General features: G+C 57.0%; 4 protein-coding genes. 2 read left to right on the top strand and 2 right to left on the bottom strand.

What is annotated here, in order from left to right:
* The first annotated feature begins 353 nt into the window (after nt 1-353).
* Nucleotides 354-1,469 (top strand): M48 family metallopeptidase, encoded by a 1,116-nt coding sequence (locus VEH04_13610; GenBank protein ID HYG23816.1) that lies wholly within the window; start codon nt 354-356, stop codon nt 1,467-1,469.
* Nucleotides 1,470-1,484: 15 nt separating this feature from the next.
* Here the strand turns inward: VEH04_13610 and VEH04_13605 are convergent, their stop codons facing one another.
* The gene (locus VEH04_13605; protein ID HYG23815.1) at nt 1,485-2,936 is read right to left on the bottom strand and encodes an FHA domain-containing protein; all 1,452 of its coding nucleotides are present in this window, start codon (nt 2,934-2,936) and stop codon (nt 1,485-1,487) included.
* 245 nt (nt 2,937-3,181) lie between these two features.
* Here VEH04_13605 and VEH04_13600 point away from each other — a divergent pair, with 245 nt between their 5' ends.
* Nucleotides 3,182-3,400, top strand: a complete 219-nt coding sequence (locus tag VEH04_13600) for a hypothetical protein (protein ID HYG23814.1) — start codon at nt 3,182-3,184, stop codon at nt 3,398-3,400.
* Nucleotides 3,401-3,421: 21 nt separating this feature from the next.
* On the opposite strand, the gene VEH04_13595 is transcribed toward VEH04_13600, so the two are convergent.
* Nucleotides 3,422-5,104 carry a DUF4080 domain-containing protein gene (locus tag VEH04_13595; GenBank protein ID HYG23813.1) on the bottom strand — a complete coding sequence of 561 codons (1,683 nt, stop codon included), beginning with the start codon at nt 5,102-5,104 and terminating at the stop codon, nt 3,422-3,424.
* Nucleotides 5,105-5,778 lie beyond the last annotated feature (674 nt).

Below are 5,778 nucleotides of genomic sequence, written 5' to 3'. Positions count from 1 at the left end.
AGGAAGCAGAGATAGCAGAGATGAAGAAGGATGCCTGCTGTTTACGAGGCGAGTGCCTCCTCCCCCCGCCCCCTCCTCCGGCTTCGCTCGGAAGAGGGGGAGTTCAAAATCAACCGAGTTTGACCACCCACTTTTAATCACCCCCCCCCCGCCGCGTAGCCCTTAATAAAACTCCCTCTATTCCGCTCCGATCCGCTTCGAGCGGAGGAGAGGGCCGGGGAGAGGAGGCGCTTCAAAAAACCCCTTTCATCCCTTCGTCCTTTAGTCTCTTCGTCCCCTTCGTCCTTTAGTCCTTTAGTCCTTTAGTCCTTTAGTCCTTTTCAACCATCCCCCCGCTGATACGATCCACCCTCGTGAGCCAGGGCATACACGGTTATTTCGCACATTTGTTTCACCCGGATCTCGGAAACGAATCCAAGGAAGGGCGGCTTTCACTCGAACCCACCAAGCTCCGTTTCGTCGCCGAAGACTTTTCCTTCGAAATTCCCGCCGACCAGGTGGACGTCAGCTGGGATGCCGCCATCAATCGCATCAATTTTCGCGACACCCAGAATCCTGGCGTCAGCATTGTGACCTACGACGAGCTGGTTCTTCGAAATCCCTCTTTGCCGCAGGTTCAGGATCTGCGCGCTGAAATTGAAGCGAAGAGGAGTCGCAAGGAATTCGCCTGGCGAATCAAGATCACCCTCGGCGTGATCGCGGCGGGAATACTCGTCACGGCCTGCTTCTCGCTCTTTTCAGGCGTCCTCGTGCGCGCAGTCGCCGCGCGTGTTCCTCCAGAAATGGAACGTGAATTCGGATTGGAGGTGCTCGGTGAAATCGATGCCGATGTCAGCGGCAATGCGTATTCGAATGAAGTCGCACAGTTGACTGAACTGGCGCGGCCCCTCCTTTCAGTCATTCCGCGCATGGGCAATGACGTGAAATTTTTCATCGTGGACGATCCTGATCCGAACGCCTTCGCGCTCCCCGGCGGGTTTGTCGTGGTCAACACCGGGTTGCTGGAACTGGTCGAACGTCCTGAAGAACTCCAGGGTGTCCTCGCACACGAGTTGGCTCACGTCACCGAGCGGCACATCTTTCGCCAGATGGCGGCTGCTGCGGGGCCGATGTTGATCGTGGGCGTGTTGTTTCACAGCAAGAGCGGGCTCGTCAACCTGCTCGCGCTCGGATCCGGTTTCATGATCGTCCAGGGCTTCTCCAAGGAATATGAAACCGAGGCGGACGAAGTGGGCTGGGATTATTTGGTGAAGGCGAATATTGATCCGCGCGGGATGACTTCAGTGTTCCAGAAGTTTCGCCACCTGCATGGCGACTTCGAATTGCCTGAGGCGTTGAGCAGTCATCCGCTTCTCGACAAACGAATTCAGCGCCTGGAGAAAAGGTGGTCGGAACTGAAGCAGAAAACTGGTTTCCTGACGCAAACCAACGCCATTCCCTTGCACCAGGCGACAACTGTGCGCAGGTAGAGTGAAAGCCGCGCCTCAAAACCAGCCGAGCCGGTCTTTCTTCGTGACGTAGAGCATTCCCAGGATCCGCATGTTCACGGTGAGGAGATACACGCCGATGAATGCCAGCAACGATTTCACGCCGAAGGCCATGAATAATTCCGCCATGGATCGCGTGGTCAGCACGACGTCGCCGGCGCGTTCCGACAGCATTTCGCCGAGTTGCTGCACGCCGAAGATTGTTCCCATCAGGATCACCGTCACCGTGTATTCCAATGGAACCCTCATGATCGCGGGAACGACGACGAGCGGATTGCTGGCAAGTGCGGTGTCCTTCATCGCAGATGCCAGAAATGCCATCGGGAAATAGATGCAACCAAACACCAGCGCAGCGGTAAGCGCTGCGGTTGGGATGGTGTCGACCTCGAAAAACTTGGCAATGGCGAGGCCGATCGCCAGGCCGAAGCTCATGATGACCGTTCCCGCGAGCGTGAAGAAGGCGCCAAAAAGCCCTTCAAAATCGGGCAGGCCGGGCAGCTCGTGTTCCTCCGCCGCAGTGGCGTGAACGATGTTTTGCATGAACAGGAAGATGTAGCCCATGACAGCCATCTTCAGAAAAATCGTAAAGATGCCGGCACTCACAAACGACAGCGCGGCGAAGACGATCGTGGCGACGATCAAGATGAGCGGACCCATCCCCTTGAACGGATAAACAAACGCTCCCGGAATATGGCCGAAAAACCCGCGGTGCTTTTGTCCGCTGCGCTCAACGGTCAACGGCTGGCACTCAACTCCGCAACTGCGGCAGGTTTTGACGGAAAGCCCGCCCGGGCCGGAGCGGCTCGAAACGCAGAGATCACAAAACGTGCGATTGCATTTACGACAAAGAAATCGCGCGATCGATTTGGGGTGGAACTTGCAAAAGCGCGGACCCGCTGGGGCTTCGAACGCGGGCGGCGGAGTCTCGCCGCCATCGGAACCAGCCTCTGCGGGCGCGGCTGCAGAAGTGGAATGTCCGCCGGAGATTCTGAGGCCTGGTGGCCGGAGTGAGGAGCCACCCAGATTCGGCTGCGGGATCGGAGGCGCACCGGGAGTCGCAGGTGGCGCAATCACGAGGGACGGCTGTCCTGATCCGGAGCTCGACAGCACGAGCTTTTGCGGTTCGGCCGCTGATGCGCGGCTGGCGGCCGCAGGGGCCGTGGCGCTGGAATAAAAGCACACTTCAACCGATCCGAGCCGAAACGGCTGGCCATCTGCGAACGTTGCGGTCTGCACCTGGGTTCCGTTCACGAACGTTCCATTTGTCGAGCCCACATCGCGGAGAGCCAGGCAGCCGTCCTGCAGCGTCAGCTCGCAATGCGATCCGGACACGCTGGCGTCACTGATCTGGACGTCATTGTGCGATCCTCGGCCGACAGTGTTCACGCCGGGCTTAAGTGTGATTTCGGTGGCTTGGGAGGTGCCGGGATTGATGACCAATCGGCTCATAAGGTTCCTTCTGTGCGGCATTTTATAATCAGAACGACGCCCACTTGTCGACGGAATTGTGGCAATCTCGCGAACATCGAGGCAGGAACGCGGACAAAGGCAGGGTCAACCACGAATCACACTAAGCACACGAAAATGAGAGCCGCGAGGACGTGGAATTTAACCACGGATGAACACGGATTCGCAAACAGCTTCCTCTGCTTTTCTCTGCTGCCTCTGCGTGCTCCTGTTAAACGTGTTTCTCCGTGCCACAAAAGCCCAGCCAGGATCCTGTTCAAAAGGTGCGGGCCTTCCTGAATAGACCAACTGTCGCAAAACCCCGCACCGTCAAGACTCTCCGATCTTCCATCAGAAGTTTGCTCGGCGCTCAAGCCTCTGAAGAAGCGGTCAATGGCGTGTTCGAAAATCTGGAAAGGTTGAAGGTGTTCGAGATTTCGGATGGGAAGGTGACTTACCTCGCCTGAATTTTTGGGACCCGGGTCGCGCTACGCTGCTGCGTGACGGGACTGGCGCTTGGGGAGTTGCTGGGGCTGCGAAGCGCGCGCCGGTTTTGAATCTTCCGGCAGGTAATCCTTGAGGAACCCCGGCTTATCAAACCGGCCGCCGCGTTGATAGTCGCGCCAAAGCGCTTCGGCGGCCGCCTTGGGATCGATCCGATCTTCGCGCTCACGGGTCAGGAATACAAAGAGCAGTTCCATCAAGCGCATCAACGCAATGCTGTCCGTCCGCCGCGTGCGGGCGTAGAGCCATTCGCTCAGACGCTGAAATTCGCCGAACGGAGATTTGTCGCCAGCCCATAGCAACGGTGTGGTCTCAACAAAATTACCGCTGTTGCCAACCAGGTCCCAATACTTCGCGAACCGGCGCAGACGCTGCATCGTGGCGAAATCAATCAGCTTGTTTTGCAAAATCTCATACGGCGGATGGCTGCTGTACACCATTCGCCATTCGGCATCGTGACGCACGATCGGCGTTCCGCGCAGCCGCTTCAAAATGCCGACCTGGATCTCGTGCGGCTGCAATGCAATCAGGCGATTGAAGCCTGATGCAAAGCTCTCCAGGGTTTCGCCAGGTAGGCCCGCAATCAGGTCGGCGTGCAGGTGCACGCCCGTGTGCTGCCGCAGGAATCGGAAGTTGTCCTCGAGCCGATCGTAATTCTGCCGGCGCTTGATCAGGCCGCCCACGGTCGGATTGAAGGTTTGAATGCCGACTTCGAATTGCAAAGATCCCGCCGGAAATTTCGCGATAATTTCCCTCAAAGGAACCGGCAGCCGGTCGGGGATCATTTCGAAATGATAGAAGTGCCCGGGCTGATGGCGTGCAAGAAAGAATTCAAGGATTGCCTGGCTGACGTTGACGTTGAGGTTGAACGTGCGGTCAACGAATTTGAACTGCTTCACGCCGCGGTCGATGAGGCGTTGAAGATGATCCAGCAGCAATGGAAGCGGAACCTGGCGCACGGGAACGTCGAGCGACGAAAGGCAAAACTCGCAGGTGAAGGGGCATCCGCGCGACGCTTCGATATATATGATGCGATGCGCGATGTCGTCGGCGTTGTAGAGATCGTAGGGAAGCGCAAGTTGCGAGAAATCGGGCAGGGGGGCGTGGACGATTTTAGGGAGCCAAGTGGAGCACCGTGGCTCTGGCCCGTGATTCAGCAGATCTCCAGTCAACTCCCTCTCTTCCGCTCGGAGCGGAGGAGAGGGTTGGGGAGAGGAGGCGCCCTCTGTCCCGGCCGCTCTCCCGCTCCTCGCGTCGCAGGCGAGGGGAGAAAGAGACGCTAAAAGCAATTGGTTACAGAGCTCCGCGAATTTGAGGTCGGCTTCGCCTGTGATGACGTGGTCGGCGAGATGGACGATCGACTGTGTGCCGGTTTCGTGGCTGACTTCGGGTCCACCGAGGATGACCACGATTTCCGGCCGAACGCGCTTGATTGTGGCGATGACCTTTTCGGTTTCCGTGACGTTCCAGATGTAAATCCCGAATCCGAGAATCCGCGGATTGAGGGCGAGCAACTGTTCAGCGATTTCGAGCGGACGCTGGTTGATATCGAACTCAGCAATGGCCGCGTGCGATTGCAGTTGGCCGAGATTCGCCATGAGATAACGCAGCCCGAACGAAGCATGAATATACTTCGCGTTCAGCGTGGTCAGGACGATGTCGGCCATTCGAGGAACGTAGCGGTCCGCGGAAGGAACTTCAAAGGGCAAGTTCGCGGGCACCACGGATCGCGTGAATGTCGCAGAAATGCAGGAGAAGGATTTTAATCACGGATGGACACGGATGAACACGGATTCAGAAAAGACAAAACGGCGTTTACGCGAATTACGCCAATTCTCGCGAATTGAAGACAGACGGAAGCGGATTCAACCACGAATCACACTAAGCACACGAACCAATCCAAGCAGGCTGAAGCCTGCGCTTCGGTTTGACGTCTCTCTTCTTTGCGGCCTTCGCGTCCTTGGCGTGAGGTTATCTTGCTTTGTCAGGGAGAAGAGAACTGCGCAATAGCGGTGCTCACCTCAGATCAGAGACGCTGTTTCCTGTGGTTCGCGTGATTCGTGGTTCTCTGAAGCTTTTCGTCTGGATGCAGAGGGGAAAACGGGTTTACGCGAATTCCGCTAATTGCGCGAATTGAAGGTAAGGTGGGCCGAGGGAATTATTAACCACGAATCACACTAATCACACGAAAACAGGGCACTGCCTTTAAGAGCCTGTCTGAAAAATAAGTGGGGTGCTGTTTTCGCGGAAAAGGCCATATGGCGAGGCGCGACGAAGGAGAATATCCCTGGTGGATCTTCGACTGAGGAGCAACGAAGCCAGATGGCCTTTTCCGCGAAAA

Source organism: Verrucomicrobiia bacterium (assembly GCA_035629175.1).
In the GTDB taxonomy this organism is placed as follows: Bacteria; Verrucomicrobiota; Verrucomicrobiia; order Limisphaerales; family DASXHY01; genus DASXHY01.
This window is presented reverse-complemented; position numbering and strand designations above follow the sequence as displayed.

Excerpts from the sequence above, each read along its gene's own strand:
- VEH04_13595 (HYG23813.1), bottom strand. The coding sequence starts at position 5,104 with ATGGCCGACATCGTCCTGACCACGCTGAACGCGAAGTATATTCATGCT.
- VEH04_13605 (HYG23815.1), bottom strand. The coding sequence starts at position 2,936 with ATGAGCCGATTGGTCATCAATCCCGGCACCTCCCAAGCCACCGAAATC.